The organism is Stenotrophomonas sp. YJH_SMC_65, from assembly GCF_059369475.1.
This window is the reverse complement of the sequence record NZ_JCAFSR010000003.1, coordinates 15,931-33,266: the sequence shown is the minus strand read 5'-3', so window position 1 is coordinate 33,266 and position 17,336 is coordinate 15,931. Positions and strand designations below refer to the sequence as shown.

Annotated in this window: 20 protein-coding genes; 8 read left to right on the top strand and 12 right to left on the bottom strand. The window is 66.8% G+C overall.

Going from position 1 to position 17,336, the window contains the following annotated elements; genetic code table 11:
• Positions 1 to 88 precede the first annotated feature (88 nt).
• On the bottom strand, positions 89 to 1,360 hold the full coding sequence (locus AC5P7A_RS06160; RefSeq protein WP_046428231.1) for a mechanosensitive ion channel family protein: 1,272 nt from the start codon (positions 1,358 to 1,360) through the stop codon (positions 89 to 91).
• Positions 1,361 to 1,451: 91 nt separating this feature from the next.
• On the bottom strand, positions 1,452 to 1,805 hold the full coding sequence (folB, locus tag AC5P7A_RS06155) for a dihydroneopterin aldolase (protein WP_005407807.1): 354 nt from the start codon (positions 1,803 to 1,805) through the stop codon (positions 1,452 to 1,454).
• A gap of 357 nt (positions 1,806 to 2,162) precedes the next feature.
• Between folB and AC5P7A_RS06150 the strand changes: the two genes are divergently transcribed.
• The gene (locus AC5P7A_RS06150; RefSeq protein ID WP_164077712.1) at positions 2,163 to 2,828 is read left to right on the top strand and encodes a hypothetical protein; all 666 of its coding nucleotides are present in this window, start codon (positions 2,163 to 2,165) and stop codon (positions 2,826 to 2,828) included.
• Positions 2,829 to 2,861: 33 nt separating this feature from the next.
• Here AC5P7A_RS06150 and tsaD read toward each other — a convergent pair whose 3' ends face one another.
• Positions 2,862 to 3,887, bottom strand: coding sequence for a tRNA (adenosine(37)-N6)-threonylcarbamoyltransferase complex transferase subunit TsaD (gene tsaD / locus AC5P7A_RS06145; RefSeq protein ID WP_032957776.1), 1,026 nt, complete (start codon positions 3,885 to 3,887; stop codon positions 2,862 to 2,864).
• Positions 3,888 to 4,054: 167 nt separating this feature from the next.
• Here tsaD and rpsU point away from each other — a divergent pair, with 167 nt between their 5' ends.
• From rpsU to AC5P7A_RS06115, 6 genes are all read left to right on the top strand, one after another.
• Complete coding sequence (rpsU, locus tag AC5P7A_RS06140) at positions 4,055 to 4,270, top strand: 30S ribosomal protein S21 (protein ID WP_002808376.1); 216 nt, start codon at positions 4,055 to 4,057, stop codon at positions 4,268 to 4,270.
• 133 nt (positions 4,271 to 4,403) lie between these two features.
• Positions 4,404 to 4,847 carry a GatB/YqeY domain-containing protein gene (locus AC5P7A_RS06135; protein WP_014645703.1) on the top strand — a complete coding sequence of 148 codons (444 nt, stop codon included), beginning with the start codon at positions 4,404 to 4,406 and terminating at the stop codon, positions 4,845 to 4,847.
• 105 nt (positions 4,848 to 4,952) lie between these two features.
• The gene (locus tag AC5P7A_RS06130) at positions 4,953 to 5,873 is read left to right on the top strand and encodes a YihY/virulence factor BrkB family protein (protein ID WP_032957774.1); all 921 of its coding nucleotides are present in this window, start codon (positions 4,953 to 4,955) and stop codon (positions 5,871 to 5,873) included.
• A gap of 61 nt (positions 5,874 to 5,934) precedes the next feature.
• Complete coding sequence (gene dnaG, locus AC5P7A_RS06125; protein WP_032957772.1) at positions 5,935 to 7,674, top strand: DNA primase; 1,740 nt, start codon at positions 5,935 to 5,937, stop codon at positions 7,672 to 7,674.
• 27 nt (positions 7,675 to 7,701) lie between these two features.
• Positions 7,702 to 8,202, top strand: a complete 501-nt coding sequence (locus AC5P7A_RS06120; RefSeq protein ID WP_032957770.1) for a protein tyrosine phosphatase family protein — start codon at positions 7,702 to 7,704, stop codon at positions 8,200 to 8,202.
• A gap of 28 nt (positions 8,203 to 8,230) precedes the next feature.
• Positions 8,231 to 9,202, top strand: a complete 972-nt coding sequence (locus AC5P7A_RS06115) for a bile acid:sodium symporter family protein (RefSeq protein WP_032957769.1) — start codon at positions 8,231 to 8,233, stop codon at positions 9,200 to 9,202.
• Positions 9,203 to 9,317: 115 nt separating this feature from the next.
• On the opposite strand, the gene AC5P7A_RS06110 is transcribed toward AC5P7A_RS06115, so the two are convergent.
• The 5 genes from AC5P7A_RS06110 to AC5P7A_RS06090 all read right to left on the bottom strand — a co-directional run bounded on the left by AC5P7A_RS06110 (position 9,318) and on the right by AC5P7A_RS06090 (position 13,717).
• A complete protein-coding gene (locus tag AC5P7A_RS06110) occupies positions 9,318 to 10,127 on the bottom strand; it encodes a hypothetical protein (protein ID WP_032957767.1) in 810 nt (269 codons plus the stop codon).
• 136 nt (positions 10,128 to 10,263) lie between these two features.
• Positions 10,264 to 11,157, bottom strand: coding sequence for a heme o synthase (cyoE, locus tag AC5P7A_RS06105; RefSeq protein WP_046428214.1), 894 nt, complete (start codon positions 11,155 to 11,157; stop codon positions 10,264 to 10,266).
• Positions 11,158 to 11,161: 4 nt separating this feature from the next.
• Positions 11,162 to 12,325, bottom strand: coding sequence for a COX15/CtaA family protein (locus tag AC5P7A_RS06100; protein ID WP_495219953.1), 1,164 nt, complete (start codon positions 12,323 to 12,325; stop codon positions 11,162 to 11,164).
• 10 nt (positions 12,326 to 12,335) lie between these two features.
• The gene (locus AC5P7A_RS06095; RefSeq protein ID WP_046428212.1) at positions 12,336 to 12,905 is read right to left on the bottom strand and encodes a redox-active disulfide-containing membrane protein; all 570 of its coding nucleotides are present in this window, start codon (positions 12,903 to 12,905) and stop codon (positions 12,336 to 12,338) included.
• A gap of 95 nt (positions 12,906 to 13,000) precedes the next feature.
• Positions 13,001 to 13,717, bottom strand: coding sequence for an SURF1 family protein (locus AC5P7A_RS06090; RefSeq protein WP_014645694.1), 717 nt, complete (start codon positions 13,715 to 13,717; stop codon positions 13,001 to 13,003).
• A 57-nt stretch (positions 13,718 to 13,774) separates the two neighbouring features.
• Between AC5P7A_RS06090 and AC5P7A_RS06085 the strand changes: the two genes are divergently transcribed.
• On the top strand, positions 13,775 to 13,993 hold the full coding sequence (locus AC5P7A_RS06085; protein WP_005412025.1) for a twin transmembrane helix small protein: 219 nt from the start codon (positions 13,775 to 13,777) through the stop codon (positions 13,991 to 13,993).
• A gap of 20 nt (positions 13,994 to 14,013) precedes the next feature.
• Here the strand turns inward: AC5P7A_RS06085 and AC5P7A_RS06080 are convergent, their stop codons facing one another.
• The 4 genes from AC5P7A_RS06080 to ctaD are packed head-to-tail and all read right to left on the bottom strand — an operon-like array spanning position 14,014 to position 17,306.
• Positions 14,014 to 14,889 carry a cytochrome c oxidase subunit 3 gene (locus AC5P7A_RS06080; protein WP_014645693.1) on the bottom strand — a complete coding sequence of 292 codons (876 nt, stop codon included), beginning with the start codon at positions 14,887 to 14,889 and terminating at the stop codon, positions 14,014 to 14,016.
• A 13-nt stretch (positions 14,890 to 14,902) separates the two neighbouring features.
• Positions 14,903 to 15,493 (bottom strand): cytochrome c oxidase assembly protein, encoded by a 591-nt coding sequence (locus tag AC5P7A_RS06075; RefSeq protein WP_014645692.1) that lies wholly within the window; start codon positions 15,491 to 15,493, stop codon positions 14,903 to 14,905.
• Entirely contained in the window at positions 15,490 to 15,690 is a 201-nt protein-coding gene (locus tag AC5P7A_RS06070; protein WP_032957755.1) for a hypothetical protein, read from the bottom strand. The genes AC5P7A_RS06075 and AC5P7A_RS06070 overlap by 4 nt, the downstream gene beginning before the upstream one ends.
• A gap of 8 nt (positions 15,691 to 15,698) precedes the next feature.
• Positions 15,699 to 17,306, bottom strand: coding sequence for a cytochrome c oxidase subunit I (gene ctaD / locus AC5P7A_RS06065; protein WP_004153896.1), 1,608 nt, complete (start codon positions 17,304 to 17,306; stop codon positions 15,699 to 15,701).
• Between the last annotated feature and the right edge of the window lie 30 nt (positions 17,307 to 17,336).

Genomic DNA, 17,336 nt, shown 5'->3' with positions numbered 1-17,336 from the left:
AGCGATCCCGAGCCGTTTGGCGAGAGGTTTCTTCATTCAGTTTCAGCCACCAGCGGGGTCCGTATGGCCCCGCCGGGGGCACCGCAGCTTACTCCGAGCCGGCCAACTGGCGCTGCCCGGCCATCAACATGGCGTCACTGGAGGCCTGGAATACCCGCAGGCCGAAGGCCGGCAGGATCGCCAGCAGGTGGTCGAAGATGTCCGACTGCACCGCCTCATACTCGGCCCAGGCAGTACTGCGGGTGAAGCAGTAGAGCTCCAGCGGCAGGCCCTCGGTGGTCGGCTGCAGCTGCCGTACCAGCAGGGTCATGTCGGTATGGATGCCCGGGTGGCTGCGCAGGTAGCGCTCCACATAGGCCCGGAACGTACCCAGGTTGGTCACGCGGCGGCTGTTGACCTCGGCCACGCCCTGCTCGCGCAGGCGCCCGTTCCACTGCCCCAGTTCCTGTTCCTTGTCGCGCAGGTAGTCGCGCAGCAGCGCGAACTCGCCGAGGAAGGCCAGGTCACCCTCGTCCAGGAAGCCGACGCTGTGCTGGTCCAGGTACAGCGCGCGCTTGATCCGGCGCCCGCCGGCCTCCTGCATGCCGCGCCAGTTCTTGAACGACTCGGTCACCAGCTTCTTGGTGGGGATGGTGGTGATGGTCTTGTCGAAGTTCTGCACGGTGATGGTGTGCAGCGCGATGTCGATGACGTCGCCGTCGGCGTTCTGGCTGGGCATCTCGATCCAGTCGCCGATGCGCACGCGGCCATCGCCACTGATCTGCACGCTGGCCACCAGCGACAGGATGGTGTCCTGGAAGATCAGCATCAGCACCGCCGTGGCCGCGCCCAGGCCGGTGACCAGATAGCGCAGGTCGACGCCCGCCAGGGTAGCGACGATCGACAGGCCGGCGATCACGAAGAGGACGATCTTGGCGACCTGCAGGTAGCCCTTGATCGGCTTGTTGCGTGCCTCGGGGCGGCGCTCGTACAGATCGTTGGCCGCATCCAGCGCATGCGAGATGGCCAGCACCACAGTCAGGATCGCCCACGCCTGGCAGGCGCCGATGATGAAGCTGACCAGGCCCGGCGGCAGGTCCGGCACGATGCGGATGCCCGAGGCGATCACTTGGCTGGGCACCACGTTCGACAGGCGCGAGATCACCCGCATCAGGTGGCTGCCGCGGCCAGTGTCAGCGCCCGGAAGGCGGCTCAGCAGCCGCCGCAGCCCGCGCAGCAGGATGCGCTTGGTCACCCAGTTGGCCAGGCCAGCGGCGATCAGCAGCGCCGAGATCATCAACGCCAGGTAGGCGCCGGGATAGGGTTCCAGTGTGTTCTGCAGCCGTTCCAGCCACTGTACCGCCACCACCGCGTCCACCATCAGTTGTCTCCTGTCTGTTTCGTTGTTGCCAAGGTTGCCAGCCAGCGGCCGGCACTACCGGGGTTGTCGGCCAGCGGCCGGCACGACCGGGTCAGTCCCGCGTGCGTTCGATGATCACGCCCACCGCGCGCGCGCCGCGCACTGCGCCCGGCTTGCTCAGCTTCAGGCGCAGCCACTTCACGTCGAATTCGTCCAGCACGATCTGCGCGCAGCGCTCGGCCAGGGTCTCGACCAGGCCGAACTCCGACTCGCGCACGAACTGTTCCAGGCGCTTGCTCACCGCCTTGTAGTTCAGGGTGTGGGCGATGTCATCGGTGGCAGCGGGGCGACGGTTGTCGAAACCCATTTCCAGGTCGAACACCAGGTCCTGGCGGATCCGTCGTTCCCAATCGTAGATACCGATCAGGGCGTCGATCGTCAGCCCCTCGATGAAAACCTTGTCCATTGCGCTTACCGGCACGAATACAGGCGGCCATGGTAACGGCACGGCGGTGAGCCTGCCCGGAACGGGCGGTGGGCCACCGGCGTGGGGTGGCCCGGAAAAAACAAAGGGCCCTGCTAGCGGGGCCCTTTGGTACTACCGTTTGTCCCCGGGGGGAGCTGAAATCCAGCCGCGAGTCCCGGTGGCGCAGGCACGCAGATTAGGCAAGGACCAGATCGCCGGTCAAGGCCAAATCCGACAGGACAGGTCAGGTATTCGTCCGAGGCAAAACGCAGAAAATCAGCCGCGCGGACAAGGACGTTCCCTGATGGTCGCCGCCGCCCACTCTCGCGAACATCGATTCCTCCTTCACCACCGCACATGACGATGGCTCCATACGATGTACTGCGGCGCGCGTTGTCAGCGGAGCGTCTGTCTACTTACGAGAGAATCGCATCGACCTGCAGCCCCGACGTCACAGCCGAATCCCTGTACCTGTGGAACATGCGGATGTGCAGTGCACTGATGATGCCGGTCCATCTGTGCGAAGTGGTCACCCGCAACGCCGCTGCAGCTGTGCTCGCCAGGCAGCATGGCCCGCGTTGGCCTTGGAATAATGCCTTCCGACGGAGGCTGCCAACCTCATCCAGTACTTCTCCGCGCACGGTACTGGAACAACTTGCCAGCCGCGTATCCGATACACCTGGGATCGTCGCCAACCTGCCGATGGTGTTCTGGCAGCAGCTCTTTACCTGTCGCTTCGACTCCACACTTTGGATACCCGCACTCAGCAGGGTTCTGCAGCATGCTCCCTCTGCTCATCCCAGTGCCGTCAGGAAAGCCATCCATGCGGATATCGGACGCATCCGCCACCTGCGCAACCGCATCGCCCACCACGAGCCGGTCCTGGAACGTGACATCGGCGCCGACCTGGCCGCGATCGGGCGGCTGATCCATGCCCGCTGCCCACATACGCTGGGCTGGCTGCAGCGCCATGAGCGGGCGACAACCGTGCTGGCGGCGTCGCCGTTGGCAGTGCATCGGTGATGCGTCCGCCGGGCATGGCCCGGCGCCACCGGCTCAGACCGCCGGCAGGGTCGCCATGTCCCAGCGCGGTGTCACATCCACCTTCGGCGGGCTGTGCTGGCCGGCCTGCAGGCGCAGCGCGCCGGCGAAGGCGATCATCGCCCCGTTGTCGGTGCACAGTGCCGGCCGCGGGAAGCAGGCACGGCCGCCGAGGCGCTCGGCCATCTGCTGCAGGCGGGCGCGCAGGCGCGTGTTGGCGCCGACGCCGCCGGCCACCACGATCACGTTGGTCCCGGCCGCTTCCAGTGCGCGCTCGCACTTGATCGACAGGGTCTCGACCACCGCGTCCTCAAAGCCCCGGGCGATGTCGGCGCGGGTCTGCTCGCTCTGGTCACTGTCGCGCCAGGCCATCAGGACCTGGGTCTTCAGGCCGGAGAAGCTGAAATCCAGCCCAGGGCGGTCGGTCATCGGCCGCGCGAAGCGGTACGCGCCCGGCGTGCCCTGCTCGGCCAGCCTGGCCAGCTGCGGGCCGCCCGGGTACGGCAGGCCCATCAGCTTGGCGGTCTTGTCGAAGGCTTCGCCGGCCGCGTCGTCCAGGGTCTCGCCCAGCAGGCGGTACTGGCCGATCGCATCCACCGCCACCAGCTGGGTGTGGCCACCGGACACCAGCAGCGCCACGAACGGCGCTTCCGGCGGGTCGTCTTCCATCAGCGGGGCCAGCAGGTGGCCTTCCATATGGTGTACGCCCACGGCCGGCACCTCCAGCGCCCAGGCCAGCGAACGCGCCACGCCAGCGCCCACCAGCAGCGCGCCGACCAGGCCGGGACCGGCGGTGTAGGCCACGCCATCGATATCGCCCACGCCCAGGCCGGCGTCGGCCAGGGTCTGGCGTACCAGTGGCAGCAGCTTGCGGACATGGTCGCGGCTGGCCAGCTCGGGCACCACACCACCGTATTCGGCGTGCAGGGCGATCTGGCTGTAGACCGCATGGGCGCGCAGGGCCGCGCTGCCGGCCAGGTCGGTGTCATACACCGCCACGCCGGTCTCATCACAGGAAGATTCGATGCCAAGGACTCGCATGCCTGCTATTATGACGCCCCTGCCGCCCCCTCGGGGGGACGTGCAGATCTCACTGCTTTCGAACCCCCGGCCCGTATTCAGGGTTGGCCGCTTGCAGTTTGTCGTTTCGCCGCTATAATGTGCGGCTCGCCGGGCGTGACCCGGTTCTACTGTGTCCCGGAGATTCCATGCCCAGCGTCAAAGTCCGCGAGAACGAGCCCTTCGAGTTTGCTCTTCGCCGCTTCAAGCGCACTTGCGAAAAGGCCGGTGTGCTGGCCGAAACCCGCAAGCGCGAGTTCTACGAAAAGCCGACCCAGGAGCGCAAGCGCAAGGCCGCCGCTGCTGTGAAGCGTCAGCTGCGCCGCTCGTCGCGCGACGTCACCAAGCGTCAGCGCCTGTACTGATCGGACGCATCTTCATTGCGGCGGGCCTGCCTGTCGCGATGGAGCCGAAGCCGGCACGCGCGAGCGTCGCCGGCTTTTTGCGTTTCCGGGTTCGGGCATCCGCCCCGCCCCACCTACCACCACGAGGTTCCTCATGAGCATGAAGCAGCAGCTCACCGAAGACATGAAGGCCGCCATGAAGGCGGGCGAGAAGCACAAGCTGGGCGTGATCCGCCTGATCAACGCTGCCATCAAGCAGCGCGAAGTGGACGAGCGCATCGAGCTGGACGACACCGCCGTGATCGCCGTGCTCGACAAGATGGTCAAGCAGCGCAAGGACTCGGTCAGCCAGTACGAAGCCGCCAACCGCGAAGACCTGGCCGAGATCGAGCGCGCCGAGATCGTGGTCATCGAAGCCTACCTGCCGGCCAAGATGGGCGAGGCCGAGATCGTGGCCGCCATCCAGGCCGCCATCGCCGAGACCGGTGCCGCCGGCCCGGCCGACATGGGCAAGCTGATGGGCGCGCTGAAGCCCAAGCTCGCCGGCCAGGCCGACATGGGCCTGGTCTCCAAGCTGGTCAAGCAGCTGCTGGCGTAATCCAGCACCTGGGGGCGGATCCCTTCCGCAGCGCGGAAGGGCTCTGACCCCATTGATGCACCCGCTTCACCGCACCTTCGTCGGTCGCCTGCTACAACCGCACACATGGTTGAACCCGAGCCCAACGTTCCCGTGTCCCTGCACAAGTACCTCAAGCGCCTGCAGGACAGCTTTCCGATGGCGGTGGCCAAGCGCTTCATCGACGTCGACGTGCTGACCCAGGCAGCTTCCGTCTCCTTCTACGCCCTGCTGTCGATGGCACCGTTGCTGGTGCTGCTGCTGTGGCTGACCGCCTCGCTGTACCCACCGGCCCAGCAGGCGCTGATCGACCAGATCAGCTCGGTGGCCGGCAGCAGCGCGGCTACCGTGGCCGAAACCGTTCTGAAGAACGCCGACAACCAGCCGGATGTCGGCTCGCTGGCGGGTGTGTGGAGCACGCTGCTGCTGTTCGTCGGCGCCACCGCCGTGTTCGCCCAGCTGCAGAACGCACTGAACCTGATCTTCCGCACCAGCGGCGAGCGCCTGGAAGGCCTCAAGGCCTGGCTGCGCAAGCGCGTGTTCTCGTTCGGCGTGGTGCTGGCCCTGGGCTTCCTGCTGATCCTGTCGATGACGGCCACCACGGTACTGCAGGTGGCCTTCGCCCAGCTGCCCTCGATCCTGCCCGCGCTGGGGTACGTCACGAGCCTGCTGCTTTACGCAGTCGGCTTCGCCTTCATGTACCACTACCTGCCCGACCGCCGCGTGGCCTGGCGCCAGGCCTTCATCGGCGGCGTCATCACCTCGGCACTGTTCGCACTGGGCCGCTACGGCATCGGCGTCTACATCGCCACCGTGGCCCCCGGCAGTGCCTACGGCTCGATGGGTGCGCTGGTGATCTCGCTGGTCTGGATCTACTACGCCACCGTCGTGTTCTTCGTTGGCGCACTGATGACGGCGGTGATCGATGAGCGCCTGCGCGCGCGTCATCACCTGGCCGCAGCCGGCATTGATCCGGCAACCGCCAGCCAGGTGCCCGACAGGGGGTAAACTAGGCCGACCGCCCCCGGTTCCGTCGCGTGGTCCTGCACCGCGCCCTGCCCTGTTGCCCATGGCCCGTATCCCCGACGCTTTCATCGACGACCTGCTCGCCCGCACCGACATCGTCGAGGTGGTGGGCAGCCGCGTGCCGTTGAAGCGCCAGGGCAAGGAGTACGCCGCCCGCTGCCCGTTCCATGACGAGCGATCGGCGTCGTTCACGGTCTCGCCCACCAAGCAGTTCTATCACTGCTTCGGCTGTGGCGCGCACGGCACCGCGATCAGCTTCCTGATGAACTACGACCGCCTCGAGTTCCTCGACGCGGTGGATGAACTGGCCAAGCGCGCCGGCATGGAAGTGCCGCGCAACGAGAATCCGCGCAGCCCGCAGCAGCAGGACGACAGCCGCGAGCTGTACTCGGCGCTGGACGCGGCGACCAAGTTCTTCCAGAAGAACCTGGAGGGCAGCGAGAAGGCCCGCAGCTACCTGGATGGCCGTGGCGTGGACGAAGAGAACCGCGCGCGCTTCCAGATCGGCTACGCGCCGGATGGCTACAGCGGCCTGCGCGACGCGCTGGGCAAGGACGAGCGGCGCATGAAGCTGCTCGACCGCGCCGGCCTGTTCTCCAAGAACGACCGCGGCCACGTCTACGACAAGTTCCGCGACCGGGTGATGTTCCCGATCTTCGACCGCCGTGGCCGGGTGATCGCCTTCGGCGGCCGCGTGTTCGAGAAGGACGACGGCCCCAAGTACCTCAACTCGCCCGAGACCGCGCTGTTCCACAAGGGCCGCGAACTGTACGGCCTGTGGCAGGTGCGCCAGGCCAACCAGAAGATCGAGCGGCTGATCGTGGTCGAGGGCTACATGGACGTGGTCTCGCTGTTCCAGTTCGGCGTCACCCAGGCGGTGGCAACGCTGGGTACCGCGACCACGCCGGACCATGCCGAGCTGCTGTTCCGCAACGCACCGGACGTGTTCTTCTGCTTCGACGGCGACGCCGCCGGCCGCCGCGCCGGCTGGAAGGCGCTGGAATCGGTGCTGCCGCGCATGAAGGATGGCCGCCAGGCGTTCTTCCTGTTCCTGCCCGATGGCGAGGACCCGGACACCATCGTGCGCAAGGAAGGCGCCGAGGCCTTCAACGAACGCCTGAAGCAGGCCACGCCGCTGTCGCAGTTCTTCTTCGATGAACTGACCCGCGAGATCAACCTGGGCACGCTCGATGGCAAGGCACGCCTGGCCGAACGCGCCAAGCCGATGCTGGCGCAGATTCCCGACGGCGCCTTTGGCGACCTGATGAAGCAGCAGCTGGCGCAGCTGACCGGCCTGGGCGGTACTGCCCAGGCCACGCGCGCGCCGATGCCGCAACGCCAGCCGCAGCGGACGATCCAGCCCGTGGCCAAGCGCAGCCTGGTGCGCGGCGCGATCGCCGTACTGCTGCAGCAGCCGTCGCTGGCGCTGACGCTGGGCGGCAAGCACCACTTCCAGGGCCTGCGCCTGCCCGGCGTGGAACTGCTGCTGGAGCTGCTGGGGCTGGTCGAACAGCGCCCGGACATCAGTACCGGCGCCCTGCTGGAACACTTCGACGGGCGGGAGGAACAGGCCTCGCTGCATACCCTGGCCGCACAGACGCTGCCCGGCACCGAGGCCAGCTGGACCCAGGAACTGCACGACGCAGTGGCACAGCTGGAGAAACAGCTGCTGGTGCAACGTCTGGAGGAGTTGTTGGCAAAGCAGCGCCAGCAGGGCCTGGACGATACTGACAAGTACGAACTGCGCGAGCTGCTGAAGGCGCGCGCCGGACTGCGCCTGTAGCGGCAGAACGTTTTCACGGAGAAGACCATGCTGCTGCGCCTGACCTGCCTGCTGTTGTTGTCGCTCTGCCTGTCACTGACGGCCCTGGCCGAAGACGCGCCCCTCAACGAAGTCCGCCCCGGCCTGTATGCCGGCGGCCAGCCCAGCGCCGCACAGCTGCAGGCCTTGGCTGCACAGGGCGTGCGCACTGTGATCGACCTGCGCCAGCCCGGCGAGGACCGGGGCTTCGATGAAACCCGCGTCGCCGAATCATTGGGCCTGCGCTACGTGCGCATTCCGGTGGCCGGCGCCGATGGCCTGGATACGGCCAACGTGCGCGCCGTGCACCTGGCCCTGCAGCAGAGCCAGGGGCCGGTGCTGCTGCACTGTGCGTCCGGCAACCGCGCCGGCGCCGTGCTCGGCCTGGTCAATGCACGGTACGAACATGCCAGCCCCGAACAGGCCCTTCAGCTGGGCCAGCGTGCTGGCCTGAAGTCGCTGGAAGCCGCCACCCGCCAACGCCTGGCCACGCCGGTCACCTCGCCCTGAACCCTCCGCACCAAGGACCCTGCCCACCATGACACGCTGGTGGTCGCGCCTGCGACCGGACAACTTCACCCTCGCCCTGCTGTGCACCGTCGGCCTGGCCTCGCTGCTGCCGATGAAGGGCGCCGCCGCCATCGTCCTCGACGATGTCACCACCGTCGCCATCGCCGCGCTGTTCTTCCTGCATGGCGCGCGCCTGCCGCGCGAGTCGATCATCGGCGGCATGCTGCACTGGCGGCTGCACCTGACCATCCTGGCCTGCACCTTCATCCTGTTCCCGCTGCTGGGGCTGATGTTCAAGCCGCTGTCGGGCTGGCTGCTGACCCCGGAGCTGTACCTGGGCGTGCTGTTCCTGTGCACCCTGCCCTCCACCGTGCAGTCGTCCATCGCGTTCACTTCGATGGCGCATGGCAACGTGCCCGCAGCGGTGTGCAGCGCCTCGCTGTCGAGCATCCTCGGCGTGTTCCTGACCCCGCTGCTGCTGACCGCGCTGGCCGGCACCTCGGGCGGCATCCATGATCCGCTGCATGCGATCGGCGGCATCATGCTGCAGCTGCTGGTGCCGTTCGTGGCCGGCCACCTGCTGCGGCCGTGGATTGCCGGCTGGGTGGAACGCCAGCGCGCGCTGCTGCGCTACACCGACCAGGCCACCATCCTGCTGGTGGTGTACTCGGCGTTCGGCGAAGCGGTGACCGAAGGCCTGTGGAGCAAGACCCCGCTGCTGTCGCTGCTGGCTGTGGCCATCGTGGCCGCTGTGCTGCTGGGCATCGCCATGCCGCTGATCACCTTCATCGCCCGTCGCCTGCGCTTCAACCGCGAGGACGAGATCGCCATCGTGTTCTGCGGCTCGAAGAAGAGCCTGGCCACCGGCGTGCCGATCGCCAAGGTGCTGTTCGCCGGCGGCAGCCTGGGCGCCATCGTGCTGCCGGTGATGATCTACCACCAGATCCAGCTGATCGTCTGCGGCGTGATCGCGCAGCGGTATGCGCGGCGCAAGCCCTGACAGGGCGCGCGGGTTGTTCCGGGTAGACCATCCACGCATGGCGTGGATCTACTCCATACCACGGATGGCGTGAACCACAGTAGATCCACGCCATGCGTGGATGGGTTGCCTGACGCTACGGATCCACGAGCGTGCCGACGCTCAGCTCCGGCATCCACACCCACAGGTCGTACGCCCGTTCCGCATGGGTATCGCCCCGCAGCCGCGGGGCCACCTGCTCTGGAAGTGGCCGCGCCATGCAACGGTCCGCGCACGCCCACGCCTGGCCACGCAGCGCACCCAACCGCACGCTGTAGATATCCAGGTCCCGCAGCTGGGAGGCCATCGGCCGCCTCTGCATTTCCGGCGGCATACCTTCCGGCCGCCGCAGCATGGCGTGGACATTGCCAGTCAGCACCAGCATGCGTGCATTGTCTGGCAACCCTCGATAGAGCCGTCGCAATTCGGCTGCCATGAAGTCATCGCGCGCCTGGTTGCCGCCACTGCTGGCATTGACGTCATAGCCAACCACTTCGATCACGCGCCCCTGCGCCTTCAGCACACGCAGGCCTTCGATCATCGCCAGCATGTCGCGGCTGCGGCGACCATCATGCTGGTCATCGCGCACGGTCCAGAACGCGCGGCCGCGCAGGTGCCGGCGCGCCGCGGCCCCGCCATCGGATTCCAGATAGTCGCGCAGCACAGGGTTCTCGGCGCGTGGCAGTTCCAGCGCCAGCAGGACCGGCGCGCCATTGCGGCTGTAGTCGTCCACCAGCTGCCGCACCAGCAGTGGCGTCTCGCGTGTGCCGTGGAATTCGCCCAGCACCAGCATGCGATGGCCAGCGGCGTATTGGCGGATCTGCGCGGTAGTGTCGTCGGCATGCGCGGTCACGGCCATGCCCAGCGCCAGCATCAGCGCGGTGGTCCAACGGAAGAACGAATGCATCCCTGCTGCTTCCTTTCCCTGGGGTCAGGAACAGCAATGGCGACGCCGAGACGGCGGTTCAAGGTGATCCACGTCATGCGAGGATGTCCGCGCGATCAGGTGGGGTCAGAGCCCCTTCGGGGATCCGACCCCGAGGTCACAGCCAGGGCAGGATCCAGTGGTCCACCAGCAGGAAGGCAAACAGCGCCATCAGGTAGACGATGGAGTAATAGAACATCTTCATCGAGAACAGCTCGTCCGGCGGGTCCAGCATGCGCCAGGCGTACCAGAGGAACACGGCGTTGAGCACGATCGCGCCGCCCAGGTAGAACGCACCGCTCATGCCCACCAGGTACGGCAGCAGGCACACCAGCGCCAGCACCACCGAATACACCATGATCTGCTTGCGGGTATGCGCCACGCCGTGGGTCACCGGCAGCATCGGGATCTCCGCCTTGGCGTAATCCTCGCGGCGGAAGATCGCCAGCGCCCAGAAGTGCGGCGGGGTCCAGATGAAGATGATCAGCACCAGCAGCGACGAGTACGCCCAGTCCGACGAACCCTGCATGCCGGTCACTGCGGCCCAGCCCAGCATCGGCGGCATCGCGCCGGCCAGGCCACCGATGACGATGTTCTGCGAGGTCGCACGCTTGAGGTACACGGTGTAGATCACCGCGTAGCCGATCAGCGAGGCGAAGGTCAGCACTGCGGTGATCAGGTTCACCCACAGCACCAGGAGGGTCATCGACAGCACGATCAGCACGCCGGCGAACACCAGCACCTGCCACGGCTTGACCTTGCCCACCACCAGCGGGCGCCACGAGGTGCGCGCCATCTGCGCATCGATGTGCGCGTCCAGCAGCTGGTTGATGGCGGCCGCGGCCGAGGCCGCCAGCCAGATGCCGAGGAAGCCGAGCAGGCCGGCGCGCACCTGCTCCCAGCTCGGCACGCCGGGGATGGCCAGGACCATGCCGACCAGGGCGGTGAAGACGATCAGGGCGACGACCTTGGGCTTGGTCAGGTCCCAGTACTGGCGGTAATTGGAAAACATGGAATCAGTCCGGGGCACGCAGGCGGGCCAGCAGGCTGACCAGTACGAACAACAGGGCAACGGCCACGCCGTTGTGGGCCACGGCCACTTCCAGCGGCAGCGCCAGCTTCACGTTGAGGATGCCGAGCGTGACCTGCAGCACCAGCAGCGCGATCAGCGCGCTGGCCCAGCCACGCATGCTCGGCAACCGGAACAGGCGCACGCCAAGCCACAGCAGGTAGACGGCCACCACCACCGCGAACAGGCGGTGCGCCATCTGGATGGCGATGCGCGAAGCGCCATCCAGCACACCGCCTTCGTAATCCACGCCGATGCCGCGCCACAGGGTGAAGCCTTCGACGAAGTTGTGCTGCGGCCACCACTGGTTGGCGCAGCGCGGGAAGTTGTCCAGCGAGGCGCTGCCACCGCCGCAGGCGAGTGCGGCGTAGTTGGCGCTGACCCAACCACCCAGCGCGATCTGGGTAACCAGCACTGCCACGCCGATGCGCATCAGCCACTTCAGCTTCGGCGCTTCAGCCAGGGTGATCGGCATGTGCGTCGCGCGCCAGGCCATCCACACCAGCAGGCCGAACATCAGCATGCCGCCCAGCAGATGGCCCATCACCACGATGGGTTTGAGCAGCAGGGTCACCGTCCACATGCCCAGCAGGGCCTGGAAGATCACCACCGCCAAGGTCAGCAGCGCCGCACGTGCGAGATCGATGTTGCTCCAGCGCAGCGCGGCGATCAGCAGGATCGCCTCGCCGGTCAAGGCCAGGGCACTGGCGGTGCCGTGCCAGCCCATCATGTACAGCGGTATGCCGGCGGCCACCAGCACGCAGGCGGCCACCACCGCCGTGCTTCCGAATCGCCGCTTGCGCGTTGCCAGCAGCGCCAGGGTCAGGATCTCGATGCCCAGCGCGCCGGCCAGGAAGCGATGCACCTGTTCTCGCCAGGCCTTGTGGGTCTCCAGCGGGCGGATCTCCGCCGCCGGGTGGCCGATGGTCTCTTCCACGTGCTGCGGCCAGGTGGCCTGGCCATAGCAGGTCGGCCAGTCCGGGCAGCTCAGGCCGGCATCGGACAGGCGCACGAAGGCGCCGAACATGATCGTGCTCGCGGTCATGATCATGGCGAACCACGCCAGGCGGTGGAAATTGCGGTGCAGCGCCGGACGCGCGGAAAGGCTCATCAAACGGGACTCACTTCAGTTTCAGCAACGTGGCCATGTCCTTGCGCAGGCCACCGAGGTCGGAACCCGGGGCATGGCGCATGATCACGAAGCCGTTCGGATCGATCACGTAGACCGGCAGTCCCGCCGGATCATCGACGCCCGGCAACGCCGCGCGCAGGGCTGGCGACGGAGCCAGCGGCCGCAGCGCGGGCAGCGAGGCGATCGACGCCGGTGGCGTACCCAGCCACAGGATCTCGACATTATCGGCGTTATGGCCGAACAGCTGCCACACCTTGCCCAGTCCCTGCGACAAAGTGACGCACTGCGCGTCGCAGGCACCGGCCGGGGCCACCAGCAGGCGCCAGGTACGGGCCTCGGGGTTCCAGGGGTAGGACTGGCCGCTGGCCAGGGTCGGCGCCTGCTGGCGCAGGTCCACCGGCGGCTTCAGCAGCTGGCCGGCATTGCGGTGCCCGGTCGGCTGCCAGCCGGAGAAGCGCAGCACGGCGGCCAGTGCCATCGCCCCGAAGAACACGGCAAACAGCAGCACCAGGGTCCGGCGGCCGGAACCGCGCGCCTGCGGGGACGTAGCAGTGTTCATGCGGGGCATTTTCTCATGGTTGGGTAGGGGATGCCGGTAGTGCCGGCCGCTGGCCGGCATCCAGGATTGCGGGGGTTGCCGGCCAGCGGCCGGCACTACCGGGTAATCACGCGCCTCCGCCGCCGCTCCAGCACCACGGCCACCACCAGCACGGTCAGGGCCAGCCCGAACCACTGCACGGCGTAGCCCAGGTGGCGCTGAGGCGGCAGCGTGTTCGGCAGCAGGTCCAGATCGCGCTCGTCGCCAAAGGGCAGCGCCGGGTCCAGCCTCAGCACGCGGTCGGGTAGCGCCTGCAGCCCCAGCGCGCGCGCCAGCCCGTCGTCCGGCAACCGGCTGGCCAGCCAGCGCCCGGCCTCACCGGTAGCAGAGAACGCCGGGCCCAGTAGCAGTCCCGCCGATGGTGGCGGCGCGAGCAGCCCGCGCACGGCCACCGGCGAAGGCGGCGACGGCACCTCCGGAAGCGTGCGATCCGGCGGCAGCGCACGCCAACCGAGGTCGACCAGCAGCACGCTGCCGTCGTCACTGCGGAAGGGGCGATAGATCTTCACGCCAGCGCGGCCATGCCGGATCTGGTTGTCCAGCAGTACCACGCCGGGCAGGAAGCGACCGTGGTCGGCCACGCCGTGCAACGCGCCGGGCGCCGCCAGGGCCTCCGACAGCGGCAACGCCTGTGCCACGGCTGGACCCTGTGCATCCAACATTGCCTGTTTGGCATGCATGCGCTGCAGCTGCCACAGCCCCAATGCGGTGAATCCGGCCATCGCCAGCACGGCCAGCAACCATCCGAACACGCGCGTGTGCTGGCGCATCATGACAAGTCCGCGCAAACGCGGTCAGATAGGCACATCCACCCTGCCCTCGAGCCGCGCATGAGTGATTCGCTGAAGACCCTGCTGGTAATCGCGTTTCTGATCGTCATCGTCTGGAATCTGGGCGCCGGCCTGTACTACCTGCTGGTCGACCGCGGCCAGACCAAGCGCACGGTCAATGCACTGACGCGCCGCATCGCGGTGTCGGTAGCGTTGATCCTGCTGGTGATCGTGAGCATCTACATGGGCTGGATCAAACCACACGGCATCGGCGGCTGAGACCACCGATGCGCGCCTGATCAAAGCACGTAGACGAACAGGAACAGCATCAGCCACACCACGTCGACGAAGTGCCAGTACCACGCGGCGGCTTCGAAACCGAAATGGTTGTCGCGGGTGAAGTGTCCCTTGGCCGAACGCAGCCACATCACGATCAGCATGATCGTGCCCAGCAGCACGTGCGCGCCGTGGAAGCCGGTCAACATGAAGAACGTCGACCCGTAGATGCCGGAGCCGAGCGTCAGGTTCAGTTCCTTGTAGGCATGGATGTACTCCTCTGCCTGCAGGGTCAGGAAGCCCAGGCCGAGCACCACGGTCAGGCCCAGCCAGATCAGCAGCTGGCGGCGGTTGCCGGACTTCAGTGCGTGGTGGGCGATGGTCAGGGTCACGCCGGAGGTCAACAGGATCAGCGTATTGATCAGTGGCAGGCCCCAGGCCGGGATGGTCTGGAACGCGCCACCGATCGCCGCCGGGCCATTGGTCGGCCATCCGGCGGAATAGCCCTGCCAGAGCAGCTCGTTGGTCATGACCCCACGGCCTTCGCCACTGAGCCACGACAGGCCCAGGTTGCGGGTGTAGAACAGCGCGCCGAAGAACGCGCCGAAGAACATCACCTCGGAGAAGATGAACCAGATCATCCCCATCCGGAATGATCCGTCGACCTGGTGGTTGTAGTTGCCGGCCTGCGATTCGCGCACCACGTCGCTGAACCACCAGAACAGGGTCAGCACCAGCATCGCGATGCCGATGTAGAACGTCCAGCGTCCCCAGCTGGCATCGTTGAGCCAGCTGGCCACGCCCACCATGGTCACCATCATGGCGATGGAACCCACGAACGGCCATTTGCTCTGGGCCGGGACGAAGTACACGTTGGCGTCGGTCGGTGTCTGGGCCATGTCGGTATCCGGGTCAGGGTGCGGCGTGCGCGCCGTCCGAGGTGGCGGCCGGGGCCAGCCGATCGGACAGCGCGTCGTTGCGGTAGAAGGTGTAGGACAAGGTGATCGTCCTGATCTCCGGCGGCAGGTCCGGATCGACGATGAAGCGCACCGGCATGTCGCGCTTCTCGCCGGCCTGCAGCGTCTGCGCGGTGAAACAGAAGCACTCGGTCTTGCTGAAGAAGCCCGACGCACGCGCCGGTGCCACCGAAGGCACCGCGCTGCCGACCACGGCAGCTGCGCTGTCGTTGCGGGCGAAGTACAGCGCCTCGTTGAGCTCGCCGGGCACCACGTCCATGGTCAGCTGCTCAGGATGGAACGACCACGGCAGTCGCGAATTGACGCCGCCATCGAACTCCACCCGCACGGTGCGCTTGCCGGCCGCGGCACCTGCGCTGGCTTCGCCACCGGGACCGCGTTCCAGGCGCACGCCGAACACCTTCTCGCAGGCAATGCGGTACAGCGGCACCAGCGAGAACGTCAGCAGGAACACCGCCACCGCCACGCCGATCAGGCGCGGCAGCCCGGCACTGCGTGACGGTGTGCTGGCCGGTGCCTCGCTCATCGGCCGATCACCCCGCTGAGGATGAAGCCGACGTAGACCAGCACAGCGATGGCGCCGACCCACACCGCCGTGCGCTTCGCACGCTGGCGCTGCTGCTCGATGCTTCCGCCCTGGTAGAGCCGACCGCTGGTCGGCTGCTTCTCATCCGCCGAGCATGGCTCGGCTCTACAGGTCTGCAGCGGGCTCTCGTTATGCATGCCCCACCTCAATGCGTGATGTCGTCATGCGCCAGATCCCCCGGGCGGATGGTCGGCGGGGTGGTGAAGGTGTGCGCCGGTGCCGGCGACGGCAGCGTCCATTCCAGGCCGCGTGCACCCTCCCAGGAACGCGCTTCGGCCTTCTCGCCGTTGCGCAGCGAGGACAGCAGGATCGCGGCCATCATGAACGGGGTGACGAACATGCCGAACGCACCGATCGAGCTGATCAGGTTCCAGTCGGCAAACGCCACGCTGTAATCGGGAATGCGGCGCGGCATGCCGGCCAGGCCGAGGAAGTGCTGCGGGAAGAACAGCAGGTTGACGAACACGATCGACCACCAGAAGTGCACCTTGGCCCACTTCTCGCTGTACATGCGCCCGGTCCACTTCGGCCACCAGTAGTACACCGCGGCGATCAGCGCGAACACCGCACCGGTCACCAGCACGTAGTGGAAGTGCGCGACCACGAAGTAGGTGTCGTGGTACTGGAAGTCGGCGGCCACGATGGCCAGCATCAGGCCGGAGAAGCCACCGATGGTGAACAGGATGACGAAGGCCACCGACCACAGCATCGGTGCCTCGAACGTCAGCGAGCCACGCCACATGGTGCTGACCCAGTTGAACACCTTCACGCCGGTCGGGATCGAGATCAGCATGGTGGCGAACATGAAATAGATCTCGCCGCCCAGCGGCATGCCCACGGTGAACATGTGGTGGGCCCAGACGATGAACGACAGGAACGCGATCGCCGCGGTGGCGTATACCATCGCCTGGTAGCCGAACAGCGGCTTGCGGCTGAAGGTCGGGATGATCTCGCTGACCACGCCGAAGGCGGGCAGGATCATGATGTAGACCTCGGGGTGCCCGAAGAACCAGAAGATGTGCTGGTACATCACCGGGTCACCGCCACCGGCGGCGTTGAAGAAGCTGGTGCCGAAGAACTTGTCGGTCAGCAGCATGGTCACCGCACCGGCCAGCACCGGCATCACCGCGATCAGCAGGAACGCGGTGATCAGCCAGGCCCAGCAGAAGATCGGCATTTTCAGCAGGTCGATGCCCGGCGCACGCATGTTCAGCACGGTGGCGATGATGTTGATCGCACCCATGATCGAACTGATGCCGGCCACGTGGATAGCGAACACGCTGAAGGCCACGTTGTAGCCGCCCTGCAGCGACAGCGGCGGATACAGCGTCCAGCCACCAGCCGGCGCACCACCGGGCAGGAACAGGGTCAGCAGCAGCAGGCTGAAGGCCACCGGCAGCAACCAGAACGACCAGTTGTTCATGCGCGGCAGCGCCATGTCCGGCGCGCCGATCTGCAGCGGGATCATCCAGTTGGCGAGGCCGACGAAGGCCGGCATCACGCCACCGAAGATCATCACCAGCGCATGCACGGTGGTCATCTGGTTGAAGAACTCGGGCTTGACGAACTGCAGGCCGGGCTGTGCCAGCTCGGCGCGGATCACCACGCTCATCGCCGCGCCGATGATGAACATGATGAAGCTGAAACCCAGGTACAGCGTGCCGATATCCTTGTGGTTGGTCGAGAAGAACCAACGCTCGAAGAAACTCTGCTGGTGATGGTGATCGTCGTGCCCAACTGCCGAGTGCGCCATTGCAAAACACCTCTCAGAATCGGTTGTCAC

Coding starts and splice junctions, on each gene's coding strand:
- AC5P7A_RS06160 (WP_046428231.1), bottom strand. CDS start 1,360: ATGGTGGACGCGGTGGTGGCGGTACAGTGGCTGGAACGGCTGCAGAAC.
- folB (WP_005407807.1), bottom strand. CDS start 1,805: ATGGACAAGGTTTTCATCGAGGGGCTGACGATCGACGCCCTGATCGGT.
- AC5P7A_RS06150 (WP_164077712.1), top strand. CDS start 2,163: ATGACGATGGCTCCATACGATGTACTGCGGCGCGCGTTGTCAGCGGAG.
- tsaD (WP_032957776.1), bottom strand. CDS start 3,887: ATGCGAGTCCTTGGCATCGAATCTTCCTGTGATGAGACCGGCGTGGCG.
- rpsU (WP_002808376.1), top strand. CDS start 4,055: ATGCCCAGCGTCAAAGTCCGCGAGAACGAGCCCTTCGAGTTTGCTCTT.
- AC5P7A_RS06135 (WP_014645703.1), top strand. CDS start 4,404: ATGAGCATGAAGCAGCAGCTCACCGAAGACATGAAGGCCGCCATGAAG.
- AC5P7A_RS06130 (WP_032957774.1), top strand. CDS start 4,953: ATGGTTGAACCCGAGCCCAACGTTCCCGTGTCCCTGCACAAGTACCTC.
- dnaG (WP_032957772.1), top strand. CDS start 5,935: ATGGCCCGTATCCCCGACGCTTTCATCGACGACCTGCTCGCCCGCACC.
- AC5P7A_RS06120 (WP_032957770.1), top strand. CDS start 7,702: ATGCTGCTGCGCCTGACCTGCCTGCTGTTGTTGTCGCTCTGCCTGTCA.
- AC5P7A_RS06115 (WP_032957769.1), top strand. CDS start 8,231: ATGACACGCTGGTGGTCGCGCCTGCGACCGGACAACTTCACCCTCGCC.
- AC5P7A_RS06110 (WP_032957767.1), bottom strand. CDS start 10,127: ATGCATTCGTTCTTCCGTTGGACCACCGCGCTGATGCTGGCGCTGGGC.
- cyoE (WP_046428214.1), bottom strand. CDS start 11,157: ATGTTTTCCAATTACCGCCAGTACTGGGACCTGACCAAGCCCAAGGTC.
- AC5P7A_RS06100 (WP_495219953.1), bottom strand. CDS start 12,325: ATGAGCCTTTCCGCGCGTCCGGCGCTGCACCGCAATTTCCACCGCCTG.
- AC5P7A_RS06095 (WP_046428212.1), bottom strand. CDS start 12,905: ATGAACACTGCTACGTCCCCGCAGGCGCGCGGTTCCGGCCGCCGGACC.
- AC5P7A_RS06090 (WP_014645694.1), bottom strand. CDS start 13,717: ATGATGCGCCAGCACACGCGCGTGTTCGGATGGTTGCTGGCCGTGCTG.
- AC5P7A_RS06085 (WP_005412025.1), top strand. CDS start 13,775: ATGAGTGATTCGCTGAAGACCCTGCTGGTAATCGCGTTTCTGATCGTC.
- AC5P7A_RS06080 (WP_014645693.1), bottom strand. CDS start 14,889: ATGGCCCAGACACCGACCGACGCCAACGTGTACTTCGTCCCGGCCCAG.
- AC5P7A_RS06075 (WP_014645692.1), bottom strand. CDS start 15,493: ATGAGCGAGGCACCGGCCAGCACACCGTCACGCAGTGCCGGGCTGCCG.
- AC5P7A_RS06070 (WP_032957755.1), bottom strand. CDS start 15,690: ATGCATAACGAGAGCCCGCTGCAGACCTGTAGAGCCGAGCCATGCTCG.
- ctaD (WP_004153896.1), bottom strand. CDS start 17,306: ATGGCGCACTCGGCAGTTGGGCACGACGATCACCATCACCAGCAGAGT.